This window comes from Prevotella pectinovora, from assembly GCF_000834015.1.
In the GTDB taxonomy this organism is placed as follows: domain Bacteria; phylum Bacteroidota; class Bacteroidia; order Bacteroidales; family Bacteroidaceae; genus Prevotella; species Prevotella pectinovora.
In genome coordinates this window covers 74,758-93,357 of record NZ_JXQI01000060.1, presented here as the reverse complement: position 1 = coordinate 93,357, position 18,600 = coordinate 74,758, and the positions used below count along the sequence as shown (strand labels likewise).

The 18,600-nt window shown below is 51.2% G+C and carries 18 protein-coding genes and 1 tRNA gene; all 19 read left to right on the top strand.

Annotated features, from left to right (window positions below):
• Positions 1-155: 155 nt before the first annotated feature.
• The 19 genes from ST42_RS07590 to ST42_RS07500 all read left to right on the top strand — a co-directional run bounded on the left by ST42_RS07590 (position 156) and on the right by ST42_RS07500 (position 18,122).
• A complete protein-coding gene (locus ST42_RS07590) occupies positions 156-635 on the top strand; it encodes an RNA polymerase sigma factor (RefSeq protein WP_022316669.1) in 480 nt (159 codons plus the stop codon).
• Between the two features lie 19 nt (positions 636-654).
• The gene (locus tag ST42_RS07585) at positions 655-1,248 is read left to right on the top strand and encodes a hypothetical protein (RefSeq protein ID WP_044066152.1); all 594 of its coding nucleotides are present in this window, start codon (positions 655-657) and stop codon (positions 1,246-1,248) included.
• A 482-nt stretch (positions 1,249-1,730) separates the two neighbouring features.
• Entirely contained in the window at positions 1,731-2,420 is a 690-nt protein-coding gene (gene tsaB / locus ST42_RS07580) for a tRNA (adenosine(37)-N6)-threonylcarbamoyltransferase complex dimerization subunit type 1 TsaB (protein ID WP_044066153.1), read from the top strand.
• A 25-nt stretch (positions 2,421-2,445) separates the two neighbouring features.
• Entirely contained in the window at positions 2,446-3,069 is a 624-nt protein-coding gene (locus ST42_RS07575) for a DUF4290 domain-containing protein (RefSeq protein ID WP_042520186.1), read from the top strand.
• A 10-nt stretch (positions 3,070-3,079) separates the two neighbouring features.
• On the top strand, positions 3,080-4,390 hold the full coding sequence (gene murA / locus ST42_RS07570) for a UDP-N-acetylglucosamine 1-carboxyvinyltransferase (protein ID WP_044073057.1): 1,311 nt from the start codon (positions 3,080-3,082) through the stop codon (positions 4,388-4,390).
• The gene (gene rimM / locus ST42_RS07565) at positions 4,390-4,926 is read left to right on the top strand and encodes a ribosome maturation factor RimM (RefSeq protein ID WP_044073056.1); all 537 of its coding nucleotides are present in this window, start codon (positions 4,390-4,392) and stop codon (positions 4,924-4,926) included. The genes murA and rimM overlap by 1 nt, the downstream gene beginning before the upstream one ends.
• A gap of 1 nt (position 4,927) precedes the next feature.
• Positions 4,928-6,082, top strand: coding sequence for a 1-deoxy-D-xylulose-5-phosphate reductoisomerase (locus ST42_RS07560; RefSeq protein WP_022316663.1), 1,155 nt, complete (start codon positions 4,928-4,930; stop codon positions 6,080-6,082).
• A 139-nt stretch (positions 6,083-6,221) separates the two neighbouring features.
• Entirely contained in the window at positions 6,222-7,604 is a 1,383-nt protein-coding gene (gene rseP, locus ST42_RS07555) for an RIP metalloprotease RseP (protein WP_044073055.1), read from the top strand.
• A 15-nt stretch (positions 7,605-7,619) separates the two neighbouring features.
• Entirely contained in the window at positions 7,620-9,572 is a 1,953-nt protein-coding gene (locus ST42_RS07550) for a phosphoethanolamine transferase (RefSeq protein ID WP_044073054.1), read from the top strand.
• The gene (locus ST42_RS07545; protein ID WP_044073053.1) at positions 9,569-10,636 is read left to right on the top strand and encodes an acyltransferase family protein; all 1,068 of its coding nucleotides are present in this window, start codon (positions 9,569-9,571) and stop codon (positions 10,634-10,636) included. Before ST42_RS07550 ends, ST42_RS07545 begins: the two co-directional genes overlap by 4 nt.
• 111 nt (positions 10,637-10,747) lie before the next feature.
• Entirely contained in the window at positions 10,748-11,800 is a 1,053-nt protein-coding gene (locus ST42_RS07540; RefSeq protein WP_044073051.1) for an acyltransferase family protein, read from the top strand.
• A 57-nt stretch (positions 11,801-11,857) separates the two neighbouring features.
• On the top strand, positions 11,858-12,742 hold the full coding sequence (locus tag ST42_RS07535) for a decaprenyl-phosphate phosphoribosyltransferase (protein WP_022316658.1): 885 nt from the start codon (positions 11,858-11,860) through the stop codon (positions 12,740-12,742).
• A 38-nt stretch (positions 12,743-12,780) separates the two neighbouring features.
• A complete protein-coding gene (locus tag ST42_RS07530; protein ID WP_022316657.1) occupies positions 12,781-13,374 on the top strand; it encodes an HAD family hydrolase in 594 nt (197 codons plus the stop codon).
• 66 nt (positions 13,375-13,440) lie between these two features.
• Entirely contained in the window at positions 13,441-14,910 is a 1,470-nt protein-coding gene (locus ST42_RS07525; RefSeq protein ID WP_052488276.1) for a DUF6080 domain-containing protein, read from the top strand.
• A gap of 105 nt (positions 14,911-15,015) precedes the next feature.
• Positions 15,016-15,891, top strand: a complete 876-nt coding sequence (locus tag ST42_RS07520; RefSeq protein WP_042520180.1) for a YicC/YloC family endoribonuclease — start codon at positions 15,016-15,018, stop codon at positions 15,889-15,891.
• A 55-nt stretch (positions 15,892-15,946) separates the two neighbouring features.
• The gene (gene gmk / locus ST42_RS07515; RefSeq protein ID WP_022316654.1) at positions 15,947-16,519 is read left to right on the top strand and encodes a guanylate kinase; all 573 of its coding nucleotides are present in this window, start codon (positions 15,947-15,949) and stop codon (positions 16,517-16,519) included.
• A gap of 149 nt (positions 16,520-16,668) precedes the next feature.
• Positions 16,669-17,259, top strand: coding sequence for a nicotinate (nicotinamide) nucleotide adenylyltransferase (gene nadD, locus ST42_RS07510; RefSeq protein ID WP_044073050.1), 591 nt, complete (start codon positions 16,669-16,671; stop codon positions 17,257-17,259).
• A gap of 36 nt (positions 17,260-17,295) precedes the next feature.
• Positions 17,296-17,925 carry a YhcH/YjgK/YiaL family protein gene (locus ST42_RS07505; protein WP_044066163.1) on the top strand — a complete coding sequence of 210 codons (630 nt, stop codon included), beginning with the start codon at positions 17,296-17,298 and terminating at the stop codon, positions 17,923-17,925.
• A gap of 123 nt (positions 17,926-18,048) precedes the next feature.
• A tRNA-Pro gene (locus tag ST42_RS07500) sits at positions 18,049-18,122 on the top strand.
• Positions 18,123-18,600: the final 478 nt, after the last annotated feature.

Below are 18,600 nucleotides of genomic sequence, written 5' to 3'. Positions count from 1 at the left end.
CAGACATTCAGCAACAGATGAGACGACACACGGCCTCTCTGAAAGTTGGACATATAAGAAAAAAGGGAAAAAAAGAAAAAACATGCTCCCCAGGCGTAGTGAATCGCGCCACTCCTGCGTATTAAGAGTAGATATTCCGATAAAACAGTATTGCGATGGATGTAAGGAAAGATGAATTTGAGAAACTGGCACGAGAAAACAAGGACACGATCTACACCGTGTGCTATATGTTTTCCAAAGACCGGGACGAGGTGGCAGACCTCTATCAGGAGACGCTGATAAATCTCTGGAAGGGCATGCCGCAGATGAAGCGCGACGGCAATGTGAGAGGCTGGGTCTACAGGGTGGCTCTGAACACCTGCATCTCTATGGGACGAAAGAAGAAAAGCCGTCCCACGGTGAGGCTGACGATGGACGTCGACCCCTTTGAACCCTCCGACGAGCGTACTACGCAGGTTGGCATGCTCCACAGGCGCATCAGCAAGCTGCAGCCGTTCGACCGTGCCATCGTGTTGCTGTGGCTCGAGAACATCAGTTATGATGAAATCGGCAAGATGCTCGGAATATCCACGGCAAACGTGTCGGTGAGACTGGTGCGTATTCGTGAACAGCTCAAAAAAATGTCTAACGATTAACTTATTCAGGAGGCTATAAATGGAAAAAGATATTTTGATGGAACTCGACGAGATGCGCTCACAGTTCGGCGAACTCAAGTCGATGCTCAAAGACCAGCAGATAGTAAACGAGAAGATGGCGCGCCGGGCGATGAAGGGCGACTACAACAAGGTGCGCAAGGACCTTATCTTCGCCATCGTGCTCGAGGTGGTGGCTATTCCGCTGCAGGTGGTGCTGCTGCCGCTCATCGGAATGCCCACATGGTATTTGGTGTTCACCGTGTTGTTTCTCCTATCGGCGCTCGTGGCTTCGGTGTATTCGCTCAGGCGCTATGCTTCAGCCGACATGATTTCGGGCAATCTCACCGAGGTGGCGCTGGGCATCGTGAAATACAAGCGTTTCGAACTGAAATGGTTCCTCTATGCCATCCCGTTGCTGCTCGTGTGGATATTCTTCTTCTTCTATTATCTCACAAGGGGCTATGAGTCAGAGCTGGTGCGCGGTTCGGTATGGGGCGGCATAATAGGAGTGATAATCGGTTTCACTTTCGGTTTCATCAACTATTACCAGAACCTCAAGCGCATGAACAGACTCCTCAGGCAGATTAAGGAGGTGAAGGGTGATGCAGTCTGACGCAAGGATGATTACAGACATGCCCTGATGGCTGATTTTTGCATAAAAACAAAAAAATGCGAAAAACCGTCAACCATCTGGTCTTGAATGTGTAAGTTGTTGAATCATAGATATTTAAGTTTTTTATTTACGACCCGAACCATCTGGTAATTGTCTGGATGGTTCGGGCCGTTCCCTTTAGATTATCTTTAGTCATCCTGTTTTTTGTGGATGGCTAAATTGTCGTGTGTTCAAATCGGCGACTGTTTTCGGTGATTTTTTCCGAATTGGGCACGGACAGGATTGCAAATGTGCCCAACCGGGGCAAGCACCGTGCCCATGTTGGGCAAGCACGTTGCCCCAACTGGGCAAGCACCGTGCCCAATTTCGTAGCGGTGAACACAGGTGCGGAACAGTGTGAAAAGTGAAAATAGATGAATTATTTTGAATTGCAAGCTAATTGTACTATCTTTGCAAACTGTTATTCGAATACATTATTATATATGTCGTGCATTATCAATATTGAAACGAGCACAAACGTGTGCTCTCTAACAGTGAGTCAGGACGGCGCCGACATCTTTACGAAAGAAGACCATTCCGGACCTAACCACGCCGTAAAACTTGGAGAATTCGTAGACGAGGGACTGTCGTTCGCCGACAGTCATGCCATACCCGTTGATGCCGTTGCCGTGAGCTGCGGCCCCGGTTCCTACACCGGCCTCCGCATCGGAGTGTCGATGGCAAAAGGCATCTGCTACGGCAGGGGAGTGAAGCTCATTGCCGTACCGACGCTCGAACTGATGGCGGTGCCCGTGTTGCTGCATCATGAGATAGAGGAGGACGCACTGCTCTGTCCGATGATCGACGCAAGGCGTATGGAGGTGTATGCCGCCGTATACAACCGCCGTCTGCAGGAAGTCAGGAAGGTACAGGCCGACGTCGTAGACGCCGACACCTACAAGGAATTCCTCGACAAGGGACCCGTGTATTTCTTCGGCAACGGAGCTGAGAAATGCATGGAGACCATAAACCATCCCAATGCCCACCTTATAAAGGACATCGAACCTCTGTCGAGATTCATGTACCCGCTGGCAGAGAAGAGGATAGCAGAGGAGAGATATGAAGACGTGGCATATTTCGTGCCGTTCTATCTGAAGGACTTCGTGGCGAAGACACCGCGCAAGCTCCTCTAAGGAAAAACAAGATAACTTACAGAAGATGAATATAAAAGGACTGGATTACAATACCGAGAGAGAAAAGCTCATCCTGCCGGAATACGGAAGGGAGGTGCAGCAGATGGTTGACATCGCCGTGAATCTGCCCACCAAGGAGGAGCGCCAGAGATGTGCCGAGACGATCGTGAGAGTGATGGAGCGCATGTTGCCTCAGAACCGCAACAATGCCGACTACAAATGCAAGCTCTGGGACCATCTCGCCATCATCAGCGACTTCAAACTCGACATCGACTATCCATACGACGTGAGCAAGGCGAAGGAAATATCAGAGAAGCCGAAACCGCTGGCTTATCCGATGACGAAAATCAAGGTGAGACACTATGGCCACCTGCTTTTCGAGAGCTTCGAACTGCTCAAGAAGATGGAGCCGGGAAAGGAGCGCGACGAACTGGCAAGGCTCACCGCAGAGCAGATGAAGCACAACCTCGGACAGTGGAGCCACGGCGCCAACAATTATGACAAGGTGGTAGACGACATCGCCCGCTTCACCGACGGAATAATCCAGCTCGACCCGAGAGAACTGCAGAACGCCCGCTTCAACCTGCCGCAGCCGCAACAGAAGAGCGGCGGTGGGTCGAAAGGAAAGCGAAGAAGACAAAACCACTAACCTACCCACTATGGAATCTTTCATCATAGAAGGCGGGCATCCGCTGAGCGGAACGATTACGCCGCAGGGAGCCAAGAACGAGGCTCTCGAAGTGATATGCGCCACTCTCCTGACAGAGGAGAAGGTGGTGATGAGAAACGTGCCGGACATTCTGGACGTGAACAACCTGATTCTCCTGCTGAAAGACATCGGCGTGAGCGTGGAGCGCATAGGCAAGAACGAATACACTTTTGAATCGAAAGACATAAATCTCGACTATCTCGGCAGCGAGGAGTTCGTGAAGAAATGCTCGTCGCTCCGTGGCAGCGTGCTGATGATCGGTCCGCTGCTCGCACGCTTCGGCAAGGCAGTGGTGGCAAAGCCCGGAGGCGACAAGATAGGCAGACGCCGGCTCGACACCCACTTCCTGGGATTCAAGAATCTGGGAGCCAAGTTCGTTCACAGCGAGGGCAGCAACACCTTCGAGATAAAGGCAAGCAGACTCAAGGGTACCTATATGCTTCTTGATGAGGCTTCGGTGACGGGAACGGCAAACATCGTGATGGCTGCCGTGCTCGCCAAGGGCACCACGACGATATACAACGCCGCCTGCGAACCATACATCCAGCAGCTGTGCAAGATGCTCAATGCCATGGGAGCGAAAATCAGCGGCATAGCGTCAAACCTGCTCACCATAGAGGGAGTGGACAAGCTGCATGGTGCTGACCACACCATATTGCCCGACATGATAGAGGTGGGCTCCTTTATCGGCATGGCGGCGATGGTGGGCAACGGACTGAGGATAAAGAACGTGTCGGTGGAGAATCTCGGTATCATACCAGATGCCTTCCGCCGGTTGGGAGTGAAGATATTGATAGAGGGCGACGACCTCTACATACCGCATATGCCTCACTATCAGGTGGATTCGTTTATCGACGGATCGATAATGACGCTTGCCGACGCCCCTTGGCCCGGACTCACTCCAGACCTCATCTCCGTGTTGCTCGTGGTGGCTACACAGGCGAGAGGCAGCGTGCTCGTGCATCAGAAGATGTTCGAGAGCCGACTGTTCTTCGTTGACAAGCTGATAGACATGGGCGCACAGATAATACTCTGCGACCCACACCGCGCCGTGGTGATAGGCCACGACCACAAGGTGAGACTGAAAGCCGGCAGGATGACCAGCCCGGACATACGCGCCGGCATAGCGCTGCTCATAGCGGCTCTCAGCGCCAACGGCACGTCGAGAATCGATAATATAGCCCAGATAGACCGTGGCTATGAGGACATAGAGGCACGCCTCAATGCTCTCGGCGCCAACATTAAGCGTGTGAAAAACTGATGATAAGACAGGAAGAGGTATATAAGATTGGCAAGATTGGCAAGCCGCACGGAGTGAAGGGAGAGCTGACGCTCTTCTTCGACGACGACGTGTTCGACCGTGTCGACGCCGACTATCTCGTGCTCCTTATCGACGGCATCCTCGTGCCCTTCTATATGGAGGAGTGGAGATTCAAGTCGGGCGAGACGGCACTCGTGAAGTTTGAGGACATCGACACCAAGGAGGAAGCCAGCGAGATAGTGGGCAGCGAGGTGTATTTCCCCAAACATCTCTCCGACCGGGGCGACGACGAACTGACCTGGGACGAGCTGAAGGGATTCAGCCTTGCCGATGACAATATGGACGGAACCATAGTAGGCAAAGTGGTGGGCATCGACGAGAGCACCATCAACGTGCTGCTCGAGGTGGAGACCGCCGCCGGCGACATCGCGCTCATCCCGGCAAGCGAGGACATCATAGTGGATGTGGACGCCGGGAAGAAGCTGCTCAGGGCAAAACTTCCGGAAGGTCTTATCGACATCAACGACAACAACTGATATGAAAAAGCAAATAGCCATACTCGGCTCAACAGGATCAATAGGTACGCAGGCACTGGAGGTGATAGAAGAACACTCCGACCTATACGAGGTGTATTGCCTCACGGCAAACAACAGGGTGAGGGAACTGGCTGAACAGGCACGCAGGTTCAATCCTGCCGCCGTGGTGATAGCCAACGAGGCACACTACGAGGAACTGAAGTCGCTGCTCGCCGACTGTCCCGACATCAATGTATATGCCGGCAGACAGGCAATCGACGACATCGTGACAGCCGGTCCGATAGACATGGTGCTTACGGCGATGGTGGGATTCGCCGGACTGAGCCCTACCATCAGTGCGATAAAGGCACACAAGAAGATATGTCTCGCCAACAAAGAGACGCTCGTGGTGGCTGGCGAACTGATATGCAGGCTCGCGGCAGAGAACCACTCGCCGATACTCCCTGTGGACAGTGAGCATTCGGCGATATTCCAGAGCATCGTGGGCGAGGGCGACAACGAAATAGAGAAAATTCTGCTCACGGCATCCGGCGGACCGTTCCGCACATTCTCAAAGGAACAGCTCGCCAAGGTGACGAAGGCAGACGCCCTGCACCATCCCACATGGGAGATGGGGGCGAAGATCACCATCGACAGCGCCTCGATGATGAACAAGGGCTTCGAGGTGATAGAGGCAAAGTGGCTCTTCGGAGTGGACGTAGACAAGATTCAGGTGCTCGTGCATCCGCAGTCGATAGTACATAGTGCGGTGCAGTTTGTCGACGGGGCTGTGAAAGCACAGCTTGGAGTGCCCGACATGCGTCTGCCGATACAGTATGCCTTCTCATATCCCGACAGGCTGCATCTCAATGGTGACAGACTGAATCTCTTTGAGCATCCGCTGGAGTTCTTCGAGCCGGATATGGAGAAATTCCGCTGTCTGGCGCTTGCCTACGAGGCGATGCGCAAAGGCGGCAACATGCCTTGCATACTGAATGCCGCCAACGAGATAGTGAACCGCGGATTCCTTGACGACAAATGCGGTTTCCTCGACATGCCGCGCATCATAGAAGAGACCATGGCAAGGGTGGCGTTTGATGCCAACCCGTCGTACGACACCTACATCGCTACCGACGCCGAGGCAAGACGAGTGGCAACGGAGCTGATGGGAGCATGACGGAAACGGCAAAGAGACATCGTCCTTTACATTATTATATATATAGAAAGAAAGTGTGGAAGCCGTTTTACTCCAGTTCGTTTCGGAATGACGGCGCATCAACTCAAGAATAACAACCCAAGAATATCAACAAAACAAGATGGAAATATTTTTAATCAGATTGCTGCAGTTCATGCTCGCAATCTCTATCCTTGTCCTGCTGCATGAGGGCGGACACTTCTTTTTCTCAAAACTTTTCGGTGTGCGCGTAGAGAAGTTCTATCTTTTCTTCGACCCCTGGTTCCACCTCTTCGAATTCAAGCCGAAGAAGAGCGACACGACATACGGCGTGGGATGGCTGCCGCTGGGCGGATACTGCAAGATTTCGGGAATGATAGACGAATCGTTCGACACGGAGCAGATGAAACAGCCCGCACAACCATGGGAGTTCCGTTCCAAACCGGCATGGCAGCGACTGCTGATAATGATAGGCGGAGTGCTCGTCAACTTCCTGCTCGCTTTGTTTATCTACAGTATGGTGCTCTTCTATTGGGGAGATTCATACATGCCTGTTCAGGACATGACGATGGGTATGAAATTCAACACCGAGGCAAAGGCAATAGGATTCCAGGACGGTGACGTGCCAGTAGGCACCGACCAGAAGGAATTCAAGAAGTTTGATGTTGACCTCTTCCGCAATATCGCTGATGCCAAGACCGTTACGGTGAAGAGAAAAGGAAAGCTCGTCACCATCACCCTGCCCGAAGACATGAGCCTGCTGAAGATGCTGAAGTCAGAACCGGCCTTCATGCGACCGATCATTCCAGCCGAGGTAGACAGCGTGATGCCAAATATGGCAGCCGCCAAGACAGGAATCAGGAAGGGTGACAGGATTGTGGCGTTCAACGGAGCGCCGGTGAACTCATGGTGCGATTTCGACGACCAGATAGGAGTGATGACCGACGTGATGACGGCTACGGCAAAGACTACGAAAGACTCGCTGAAGGTGCGCACCACTACTCTCGTGTATAAGAGCAAGGCAACAGGACAGCTCGACACCGCAAAGGTGGTGTTGTCGCCGGAGTTGCAGTTGGGAGTGGGCAAGACGAGTCTCATGACATACTACAAGCCGGTGACGACGGAATATGGATTCCTCGAGAGTTTCCCGGCAGGAATCAAATATGGTATCGGTGTGTTGCGCGGATATGTAGACGACATGAAATACGTGTTCACGGCAGACGGCGCGAAGTCGCTCGGCGGATTCGGCGCCATCGGAAGTCTCTTCCCGCCGGTTTGGGACTGGATGCTGTTCTGGAGAATGACGGCATTCCTCAGCATCATCCTCGCATTCATGAACATACTGCCGATACCGGCACTCGACGGCGGCCACGTGCTCTTCCTCATATATGAAATGGTGACGGGACGCGCTCCAAGCGAGAAGTTCCTGTTGAGGGCAGAATACGTGGGCTTCACGATATTGATATTACTCATGGTGGTGGCAAATCTGAATGATGTGCTGCGCTGGTTGGGTTTCATGCACTAAGGCAATAAGAAACAAATGGGTTTTCTGATAAAACTGGGCAAGATATTGTCCTTGGGTCTGCTTCCGATAAGGCGCAACTCCGCCTTCTTCGTGACGATGTATATTCTGGGTATGATATGTGCGTATGCCGTCATACCAAAGAAGGGTGAATTATACAGTCTGGCATGGGAGGAACTGTTCTTCGACGTCTACTTCCTGTGTGTCGTCCTCGCCCTGATACCACAAAAGGTGAGGAGATGGATAAGACCGTTTTTCTATGTCCTGGCATACGCCACGGCAGTGGTAGACCTCTACTGCTTCGTGAGGTTCGACTCCACTCTCACTCCAACGATGCTGCTGCTCGTGGGCGAGACAAACGGAGATGAAGCCACGGAATTCCTGCAGTCGTATCTCAGTCTCGACCTTCTCGGAAGCAGCGTCGGACTGGTATTGCTGCTCATGCTGTTGCATATCCTCTATGCCGCATTCTCAAAGAAGGTGTGGCGATGGGCAAAAAGCAAATTGGCTGAGAACGACAACCTGCTGCAGACAGCAAGAGAGGTGAAGGAGAAATTCCTGATTATGGCGCCATACGCAAGCGCTTCGCTGGGACTGGCAGCCGTGATACTCTTCTTCTCGTATGGCAACCTGTGTTGGGAAAACAAGGTGCTGTACCACAGGCTGATGTCGTATGACAACATCGGCGATGTGGAGCATGAACTGACAAAGAAGCCGCATGCCGTGCAATATCAGCCGATATACAGACTGGCGTTCAGTCTGTATGCCAACGAACTGACGGCAAAGCAGCTCGTGAAACTCAAGGAGAGTCTCAACGAGGTGAAGGTGGACAGCTGTTCTTTCAAATCACGCAACATCGTGCTTATCATAGGAGAGAGCTACAACCGCAACCACTCACAGCTCTACGGATACAAGACGCCGAACACTCCGCGACAGGTGAAGATGAGAAGAAGAGGCGAACTGGTGCCGTTTACCGACGTGGTGTCGCCATGGAATCTCACGAGCTTCGTGTTCAAGCATATATTCTCGCTATACACGGTGGGCGACAAAGGCGAATGGTGTGACTATCCGCTCTTCCCCGAAGTGTTCAGAAAGGCAGGATATCATGTGACATTCATGACAAACCAGTTCCTGCCGCAAGCCAAGGAGGCGGTGTATGACTTCAGCGGAGGGTTCTTCCTCAACGACGAAGTGCTGAGCAAAGCACAGTTTGACACCCGCAACACAACGCTCTACCGCTTCGACAACGGACTGCTCCACAACTACGAGAAACTGAAGGGCGAGGGAGAAGGAAAGCCGCAGCTGATAATCTTCCACCTGAAAGGACAGCATGTGGACTACAAGAGCCGCTGCCCGAAGGTGCAGAAGAAGTTTGACAAGGACTACTACAAGGATCTGCGCCCGGAGCTGAACGACAAGGAGCGTACGGCACTTGCCGAATACGACAACGCCACGCTTTACAACGACAGTATCGTGAAGGCAATTGTGGACAAGTTCAGAAAGCAGGATGCTATCGTCATCTACGTGCCCGACCACGGTGAGGAGTGCTACGACGGAGCACACTTCTACGGAAGAATGCACTCAGCCCAGGTGACGCCACGACTCGCACATGCCGAGTTTGAAATACCGATGTGGATATGGGCGTCAAGAAAATACAGAGCCACGCATCCGGAAATATGGAGAAGCGTGAAGGCAAGCAGGAAGCGTCCGTATATGACCGACGCCCTGCCGTATCTGCTGCTCGACCTCGCCGGCATCAGCTGTCCGCAATACCGCGACGAACTGAATATCCTCAGCGACAAGTATAACGCCAAGAGGAAAAGAATTCTCAAGGGAAAAGCCGACTACGACGAACTGATGGCTCAGGAGAAAGCTGAAAAGGAAAAGGAGGCGGCAGAAGCGAAGAAGAACTCCAAGGACAAGAAAGACAAGAAGAAAGCCCGAAGGGGCATAAAGAAACATAGCAGATGAACAAGCAACAATTACTGAGCATAGCGGAATCGAAGGCGCTGAGAGGCATTGCCATTCTCGGCATCATTCTGCATAACTACTGTCACTTCCTGGGGTTCGCCGTGAAGGAGAACGAGTATACCTTCGATGCAGAAAAACCGATGATGATGCTGGACAGGCTCTGTTCGCTCAACCATTATCTGTTCGTGCACATACTGTCGTTCTTCGGACATTATGGAGTGCCGGTGTTCCTCTTCATCAGCGGCTTCGGACTGGTGATGAAATATGAATACAAGAACAAGGACAAGGAGACGCGGATACTGCCGTTCGTCCGGTATAACTATGCCAAACTGCTCCGGCTCATGTTCCTCGGATACATCGCCTTCGCCGTAGTGAGCTATCTCGACCCTCATGGCTATCATGGATATACCGTGGGCAGGGTAGTGGCGCAGCTGTTCATGTATATCAACATCCTGCCCGATCCCGACCATATCATCAAGCCGGGACCATACTGGTATTTCGGACTCACCCTGCAGCTGTATATCGTATACCGCTTGCTGTTATACCGCCGCAAGTCGGCTTACACGATAGCGCTCATCGCCGTATGCTGGATTCTGCAGACGGTGTTCTCGCCGGAGATGTATGGCAGTTGGGACTCTCTCAACCGCATCAGATACAATTTCATAGGAGGAATGCTGCCGTTCGGCATGGGAATGCTGTATGCCCGCCATGGCAGACTGTTGCCGAAGGGCGCCTATGCCGCTCTGGCGGTGGTGTCGGCAGCGGTGGTGTTCTGGGGAAGCTTCAATTTCCATTCATGGCTGTGGGTACCGGCATTCATCGTCATAGGAGCGGTGTCTACGTTCAAACTCCTGCCCGAATGGGCTTTGAAACCATGTATGTGGACGGGAGTGATATCGTCGTCGCTCTTTGTCGTACACCCTGTTCTCAGGGAAATCATAATACCGATGTCGCGCCGTGGACAGGTGTTCACGGGAATAGTGGTATATCTCGTGGCGTCTGTCCTTTGCGCATGGCTGTTCATGAAGCTGCTGAAGTTCATACCCAAGCCAAAAAGCATCTGATGCTAACGCTGCTGACGGTGCCTGCCGTGTCAAAGTGCCACATGGCGGGCAGCGCAATGATGACACGCTGAATACGATAATTTTTCTAACATTCAAATCATTGTTGAATAGATGGTCAAGTTTGAGGATCTGAGCAAATACCGTGGCGAACTGATGGGACTCGCCATCCTGTTCGTCATCCTGTTTCATATAGGAATGCCGCAGAGCAATTTCTTCTATCCGCTCCGAAGGCTGGGAAACATCGGTGTGGACATGTTCCTGTTTGTAAGCGGTATGGGACTGTGGTTCTCTTGGACCCGTTCACGACTGGGAAAGAAACTCGACGGCAACGGGGCAATGGGAATCCGCCCGGCAACGATACGCTTCTTCAAGCACCGCTACAAGCGGATCTATCCCGTTTGGATCATCGTGGCGTCGGTATTCTATATCGGCAAATACGTTGAGGCACCGGGCAGCGGCTATAGTCCTGATATCCCCAATCTGATTGCCAACGTGTTGTTCAACTGGAGTTTCTGGCGAATAGACGACCTTACCTTTTGGTATGTTCCGGCAACGATGATGCTGTATATCTTCGCTCCGGGATATATGGAACTTGTGCGTGAGCGGCCCACTTACCGCTGGCTGCCTGTGGCATTCATAATATTGGCGGCTATGGTGCGCTATGTACCGTTGATACACAACAGTGTGGGACATCTGGAGATATTCTTCAGCCGCATACCGATATTTTTCATCGGCATAAACGCCGGGAAATGGGTGATGGAAAAGCGGACACTGGAGAAAGGCAGCATCTGGATGATAGTCATCATCTTTGCCATGAGCCTCTGGCTATGTCTGCAACTGGAATATATCGGCCACAGAAGGTTTCCGCTGTTCATGGAGCGCATCGTCTACATACCGCTCACCGTCACGGCATTGCTGCTGGAATGCAAGCTCATAGCCGTCATGCCGAAGAATATAAACCGGGTGCTGACCATGCTCGGCACTATTAGTCTTGAGATATATCTCATTCACATACAGTTCGTCATGCTGCCGCTGCAGCAATACAAGCTCGGATATTGCGTTACGGCGCTGTTGGTAATCGTGATATCAACGCCGGTGGCATACCTGCTGCATTGGATAATCGAAAAGGTGATGGGCTGCAGGGTATTCAGAATATTGCAATGACCATCAAATGGCTTTTGCAATGGCCATCAAGAACATACAACATCAAGAGCTTTCGTAATGAACATAAAGAACATACTATCCATAATCCGTCCACACCAGTGGATAAAGAATGTCTTCGTGATGGTACCGCTGTTCTTCGGCGGCAGCCTTCTCGATTCCACAGACATCATAGCCTCGCTGATAGCGGCGCTGGCGTTCAGTTTCATAGCCTCGTCGATATACTGTCTTAACGACATCATCGACGTGGAGGACGACCGACGTCATCCCGTGAAACGCAACCGTCCGATAGCGTCGGGCAAGGTGAGCGTGAAACAGGGATATGTCTGCATGGCAATGATGGTGGCGCTGAGTTTCGGACTCGCGACGCTTATCGGCGAACAGGCAATGGGAGTGGCTGCGGCACTTGGAACGTATTTCCTACTGAACATAGCCTACTGTCTGTGGCTGAAGAGATTCGCCATAGTGGACGTATGCGTGATAGCGTTCGGATTTGTGTTGAGGCTGCTCGTAGGAGGACTTGCCACGTGTATAGAACTGAGCAACTGGATTGTGCTCATGACATTCCTGCTCACGCTGTTCCTCTCTCTGGCAAAGCGACGCGACGATGTGGTGAGGATGAACGAAACCGGTCATGCGCCGCGGAAGAACACCATTCGATACAACCTGGAATTCATAAACCAGGCAATCACCATCACGGCAACGGTGACTCTCGTATGCTATATTATGTATACCGTGTCGCCGGAGGTGGAAAAGAGGATAGGCACACGCTATCTGTATCTCACCACAGTGTTCGTATTGCTCGGCATACTGAGGTATCTCCAGCTCACACTCGTTGACAACAAGAGTGGTGACCCTACCAAGACGATGCTGCGCGACAGGATGATGCAGATTGTGGTGGCGCTGTGGCTGCTGGCGTTCCTGCTCATAATATACGTGTTTTAGCGGCGTGACATACTTGGCATTTAAAAAAATAAGAAGAGATGAAGAACATCTACGCATTCGATTTTGACGGAACACTGACGAAACGCGACTCGCTGATAGCCTTCCTGCTGTTTGCAAAAGGATGGAAAGAGTTTCTGAAATGTTTCGCACTGCATATACATCTGCTGATAGCCATGAAACTGAAACTGGCTGACAGTGGAAAAGTGAAGGAAAGCATCTTCGCATACTATTTCCAGAATATGCCGGAGAGCATGTTCGACAACCTGTGTGAACGCTTTGCCGCCACACATTCACACATCCTGCGCCCGAAAGGCGTCGAGAGAGTGAGGGAGGCGATGGCAGAACCAGACTCCACGGTGATGATAGTGAGTGCGAGCATCAACAACTGGGTGGCGCCGTTTTTCAGGGAATTTCCCGGCATAGAGATATTCTGCACCAGGATAGAAGTGAAGGAAGGCAACCTGACGGGGCGTTTCCTATCTGCCAACTGCCGCGGCAAGGAGAAGGTGAGACGGATACTCGCCCTGCATCCCGACCGCAAGAGCTACTTCCTTACGGCGTTTGGCGACAGCAGCGGCGACATCGCAATGCTCGACTTTGCCGACGAGGGATTCTATAAACCGTTCAGATAACGCGACAATACACCGTTCAGATAACACGACAATACACCAAAAAGACAAAACAAGAAACAGCATAGCATGACAAATCCGATAAAAGAACTGAAGAATATCTTCATACAGATAGGCAGGATGTTCAGAGTGAAGAAAAACGAGGTGATACCTTCTCTCTCGGCTCTCGCCGTTTACATCATCCTCAACGCCCTGATAATAATGCGCTACTACGACTCGTTCTCCAAAGTGCACGTGGCGTTCTGGAAAAACTTCATCAAGAAGTTCAGCGTGTCGGGATTCGACCCTATCACGTATGTGGTGTTGAGCACGTGGGGACCTAAATACGACATACACCGGCATCCTCTGCTCGCATTCTTCGTATATCCGCTGTATCTGCTGAACACGGCGCTGATGGACCTCACCGGACTGAATCTCGTGCAGTTTATCATCGCCTTGATACTGCTCTTCCTCATGTTCTATTCCTTCATATTCATGATGAGGATATGCCGCGACATCATCGGACTGAGAAACACCGATGCCGCACTGCTCAGCGGATTCCTGTTCAGCTGCGCGTATATAATGCTGACATTCATCGTGCCCGACCATTTCGCACCGTCGATGTTCATGCTGCTCATGGCGCTCTATGTCTGTGGAGTGAAGATTCGCGACAAGAAACGGCTCAACGGATGGCAGGCGGTGCTCATGTTCATATTCACAGCCGGTACGACGCTGAGCAACGGAGCGAAGATTGTCATCGACGCTCTCTTCGTGGAGGGCAAGAGATTCTTCCGTCCCAAATACCTTATCTTCGCCATCGCCATGCCATGTGCCGGAATGTGGTATCTGTCAGATGCGGAATACAGATATTACCGTCTGCCGGTGGAGCAGCAGCGAAGGGCAGACGTGAAGAAGGCGAGCGAAAGAGAATGGGCAAAGAACCATGCCGCCTTCATGGATACCACTACAATCATGGACTCCGCTGAGGCTGAGAAGGCTTTCAAGGTGTGGGACAACAAGCGGATTCTCGCCAAATACAGGAAAGACCAGAAGCTGCCATGGAATGCCCACAAGGGCAAACCGCTGGTGAAGAAGGGAATGCTGCAATACACCGACATGACGACACCACGCTGGCAGTCGCTTGTAGACAATGTCTTCGGAGAGACGATACAGCTGCATCAGGACTACCTGCTGGGCGACACGCTGCGCGACCGCCCCGTGTTCGTAAGCTACCGGAATGTCGTCAACTATATCGTAGAGGCTGCCATCGTATTGCTGTTCCTCTTTGGAATATGGTGTGGCAGGAAGAGCCGCTTCCTGTGGATGGCACTCCTGGGCTTCGGTATAGACTTCACCGTACATGTGATTCTCGGTTTCGGTCTCAACGAGGTATATATCATGGGAGCACACTGGCTGTTCATAATCCCGATAGCCATCGCCTTTGCCATGAAGAAGGCTGAGGGCAGAAGGCTCCTTGCGCTCCGGGCGCTGCTGGGTATCATCACGGCATTCCTGCTGATATACAACGGTTCGCTGCTCGTGGGCTATTTGCTGGCATAGTCCGTGCATAATGTCTGCAGACCGGCTTGAAGATAAAAACAACACGCCACATAGACGTATTTACGAATAAATGTGTAATTTTGCACAATTAATATTGATAAAAGCATGATACAATCAATGACTGGCTACGGCAAGGCTGTAGTGGAATACGGAGAAAAGAAAATAAACGTTGAGGTGAAGTCGCTTAACAGCAAGACTCTCGACCTCTCAACACGTATAGCGCCAATCTATCGCGAAAAGGAAATGCAGATACGACAGATGGTGTCGCAGGCTCTCACACGAGGCAAAGTGGACTTCAGCATCTGGATTGAGAAGGATACCGTGGTGGATGCCACACCCGTGAACGGAGCGCTCGTGGCTGGCTACTACAAGCAGATAAAGGAGATTATACAGAAGAACAACATACCGGAACCTGCCGACTGGCTCGCCACGCTGATGAGAATGCCCGATGTGCTGACGAAGACAGAAACGGAGACTCTCACCGACGAGGAATGGGAAGCTGCTACCAAAGCCATCAATGAGGCTCTCGGAAAGCTCACCGAATTCCGTATGCAGGAGGGAGCGGCTCTCCAGAGGAAGTTCAGCGAGAAAATTGACAATATCGCTGCCCTGCTCGAAAGCATCGAACCGTTTGAGAAGGCGAGGGTGGAGAAAATCCGCTCACGAATCATCGACGGACTGAAATCAATCCCCGAGGTGGAATACGACAAGAACCGTCTGGAGCAGGAACTCATATATTATATCGAGAAACTCGACATCAGCGAGGAGAAGCAGAGACTTGCCAACCATCTGAAATACTTCCGCGAGACGATGGAGGAGACTCAGGGAGTGGGCAAGAAGCTCGGATTCATAGCCCAGGAGATGGGACGCGAGATAAACACCACCGGCAGCAAGAGCAACAACGCCGAGATGCAGAACATCGTGGTGAAGATGAAAGATGAACTGGAGCAGATAAAGGAGCAGGTGCTCAACGCCCTGTAACATATATTCTGGACTCTGACTGTAATCTGTTTCACTGTAAAAAAAACAACAAGCAATGCAAGGAAAAGTAATAATCTTCTCCGCACCGAGCGGCAGCGGAAAGAGCACCATCATAAACTGGCTGATGAACGAGCACAAGGAACTGAACCTCGCTTTCAGCATCTCATGCACCAGCCGACAGCCAAGAGGAACGGAGAAGGACGGAGTGGAATACTTCTTCGTCACTCCAGAGGAGTTCAGACAGCGCATCGCCAACGAGGAATTCCTGGAATACGAGGAGGTGTATGCCGATCGATTCTATGGCACACTGAAGGCGCAGGTGGAGAAACAGCTCGAAAAAGGAGAGAATGTGGTGCTCGACGTTGACGTGAAGGGTGGCTGCAACATCAAGAAATATTATGGCGACAAGGCACTGAGCCTTTTCATCCAGCCGCCGTCTGTGGAGGAGCTGCGAAAGCGTCTCACCGGCAGGGGAACCGATGCGCCGGAGGTGATAGAAGACCGTATCAAGCGTGCGGAGTTCGAACTCTCGTTTGCCGACAAGTTCGACCATGTGGTGGTCAACGACGACTTGCAGACCGCCGAGCAGGAGGCTCTCTCAATGGTGAGCTCGTTCATAGCAAAATAGCTAAGCAGAATCCACTCTTCTAAAAAGCAAAAATCCAAGCCGGCCCTAATGACCGATTGGTAAGTGCGACAAGAGTGAAACATACTAACTAACAGAAAGACAGGGGTAATACCCTGTTTTTCATATACCCATATCAGAAAAGACACAATATGTCAGAAAAGAGGACAGGTATCTTCGGTGGGTCGTTCAATCCCATCCATAACGGACATATAGCTCTGGCAAAGCGCATCATGCAGCTCGACAGGCTCGATGAGGTGTGGTTCATGGTTTCACCACACAATCCTCTGAAGAACTCCGGTTCGCTTCTGCCCGATGTCGACAGACTGAACATGGTGAGGCTCGCCCTCGAAGGAGAACCGGGGCTTATAGCCTCAGACTATGAGTTCAGACTTCCCAAACCGTCGTACACGCTACATACCCTCAATGCCATACGCCATGACTATCCCGACCGGAAGTTCGTGCTGATAATAGGTGCTGACAATTGGGAATGTTTCGACAGATGGTATGGCAGTAAAGAGATATTGGCTGACTATGAGATTGCCGTATATCCGCGGCTGGGGTCACATATCGATGCCGGCAGTCTGCCACACAACGTGAAACTGGTGGACACCGGACTCTTCAATGTGAGCAGCACCGAGATAAGGACTCTGCTCAGTGAGGGGAAACCGGCAGGCCACCTTATGCCGCCACAAGTGGCGCAGTATATAAAAACGAATCACTTGTTCGGTACAAAACGGTAAACACAGATAAAGAACAAACTACAAAACTACTCACAAATGAAATCAACAAGTCTGAGAATCATCCTCTCCCTGCTGCTCATCGCAATCACGGCGCAGGGAATTGAGGCGCGCAACAAATCAAAGAAGGTGTCGAAGAAGAAAGCCGCTGCATGGGTGGCAGAGGGAGAATGGAAAAACGGATTCGACGCCATGCCTGATGCCACGGTAAACCTGCAGGAGTTCTATGCGCAGTATCACAAGAACAAGGCTCAATGGGATGCAGCCTTCAAATGGCTCGCTGAAACCGATCTGCTGAATATCCCCAAAGGGAAACTCATGATACCGGGCACCAACATCCGTGCATCCATAGAAGACAGCAAGAACGAACCGCTGGAAAAGCGCAAGTCAGAATCCCACCGCAAGAAAATAGACTTCATGTATGTAGTTAAGGGCTCGGAGGGCTTTATGCTTCTCGACCACAACACCTCTACTCCCAACTGCGAATATAGTGAGGAGAAAGATGTGATACGCTACGATTACATTCCCGAGAAGTCTCATTTCTTCACATCCACTCCAAAGCGTTTCGTCATCTGTTTCCCTTCCGACTGGCACATAGCAAAGGTGAAAACACCATTCTCTGACCAGTCGTTGCGCGTCGTAGTGCTGAAGATAGACTATGTGGAATAAGCCATATTCATAAATTGATTGTGGTTATAAAAGCAAAAACTCACGGAAAAGTTTTGTAATCTCGCAAATAGTGACTATTTTTGCAGTCGCTAAAAAGGCAAACGCCTTTCATGCGCAAGGTTTCGGGATGTAGCGCAGTTGGTTAGCGCACGCGTCTGGGGGGCGTGAGGTCGCTGGTTCGAGTCCAGTCATCCCGACAATACAAGGGTTAGGATATTGCGTTGCAATATTTTAGCCCTTGTTGCTTTTTGCCCAAACGGCCAATTTGGGGATTTTGGAAAATAGAGGGCGGAGACATTATTATATATAAAAGGAAAAGCCACCTACACGTCTCGTGCAAGTGGCTCGGATAGTTCTTTTATTTATATTTTCAAAGATGAAAACATATCCGCCAGACAGTAGACAAGCATACTTGAACAAAAATGGGCACGACGCTTGCCCAACTGGGGTACGCTGCTTTCTCATCAGGGGCACGCTGCTTGCCCCGGATGGGCAGAATTGCTGTCAGACGTCTGACCAATAAGTTAATGTTGTAATACCCATATTCCTGTTTTTCTGGATTCTGCTAGCGCATGCAATTCCTGCAGACTGAATTACTCACAGCTGACAATTATCTCTTCCATCTCAGTCTGCATAAAGAAGCGAATTCCTCAATTACATATTGCGCCAAAACTA

Excerpts from the sequence above, each read along its gene's own strand:
- ST42_RS07535 (WP_022316658.1), top strand. The coding sequence starts at position 11,858 with ATGAACATAAAGAACATACTATCCATAATCCGTCCACACCAGTGGATA.
- ST42_RS07540 (WP_044073051.1), top strand. The coding sequence starts at position 10,748 with ATGGTCAAGTTTGAGGATCTGAGCAAATACCGTGGCGAACTGATGGGA.
- ST42_RS07560 (WP_022316663.1), top strand. The coding sequence starts at position 4,928 with ATGAAAAAGCAAATAGCCATACTCGGCTCAACAGGATCAATAGGTACG.
- ST42_RS07585 (WP_044066152.1), top strand. The coding sequence starts at position 655 with ATGGAAAAAGATATTTTGATGGAACTCGACGAGATGCGCTCACAGTTC.
- ST42_RS07530 (WP_022316657.1), top strand. The coding sequence starts at position 12,781 with ATGAAGAACATCTACGCATTCGATTTTGACGGAACACTGACGAAACGC.
- ST42_RS07505 (WP_044066163.1), top strand. The coding sequence starts at position 17,296 with ATGAAATCAACAAGTCTGAGAATCATCCTCTCCCTGCTGCTCATCGCA.
- murA (WP_044073057.1), top strand. The coding sequence starts at position 3,080 with ATGGAATCTTTCATCATAGAAGGCGGGCATCCGCTGAGCGGAACGATT.
- rseP (WP_044073055.1), top strand. The coding sequence starts at position 6,222 with ATGGAAATATTTTTAATCAGATTGCTGCAGTTCATGCTCGCAATCTCT.
- tsaB (WP_044066153.1), top strand. The coding sequence starts at position 1,731 with ATGTCGTGCATTATCAATATTGAAACGAGCACAAACGTGTGCTCTCTA.
- rimM (WP_044073056.1), top strand. The coding sequence starts at position 4,390 with ATGATAAGACAGGAAGAGGTATATAAGATTGGCAAGATTGGCAAGCCG.
- ST42_RS07590 (WP_022316669.1), top strand. The coding sequence starts at position 156 with ATGGATGTAAGGAAAGATGAATTTGAGAAACTGGCACGAGAAAACAAG.
- ST42_RS07525 (WP_052488276.1), top strand. The coding sequence starts at position 13,441 with ATGACAAATCCGATAAAAGAACTGAAGAATATCTTCATACAGATAGGC.
- ST42_RS07520 (WP_042520180.1), top strand. The coding sequence starts at position 15,016 with ATGATACAATCAATGACTGGCTACGGCAAGGCTGTAGTGGAATACGGA.
- ST42_RS07545 (WP_044073053.1), top strand. The coding sequence starts at position 9,569 with ATGAACAAGCAACAATTACTGAGCATAGCGGAATCGAAGGCGCTGAGA.
- ST42_RS07550 (WP_044073054.1), top strand. The coding sequence starts at position 7,620 with ATGGGTTTTCTGATAAAACTGGGCAAGATATTGTCCTTGGGTCTGCTT.
- ST42_RS07575 (WP_042520186.1), top strand. The coding sequence starts at position 2,446 with ATGAATATAAAAGGACTGGATTACAATACCGAGAGAGAAAAGCTCATC.
- nadD (WP_044073050.1), top strand. The coding sequence starts at position 16,669 with ATGTCAGAAAAGAGGACAGGTATCTTCGGTGGGTCGTTCAATCCCATC.
- gmk (WP_022316654.1), top strand. The coding sequence starts at position 15,947 with ATGCAAGGAAAAGTAATAATCTTCTCCGCACCGAGCGGCAGCGGAAAG.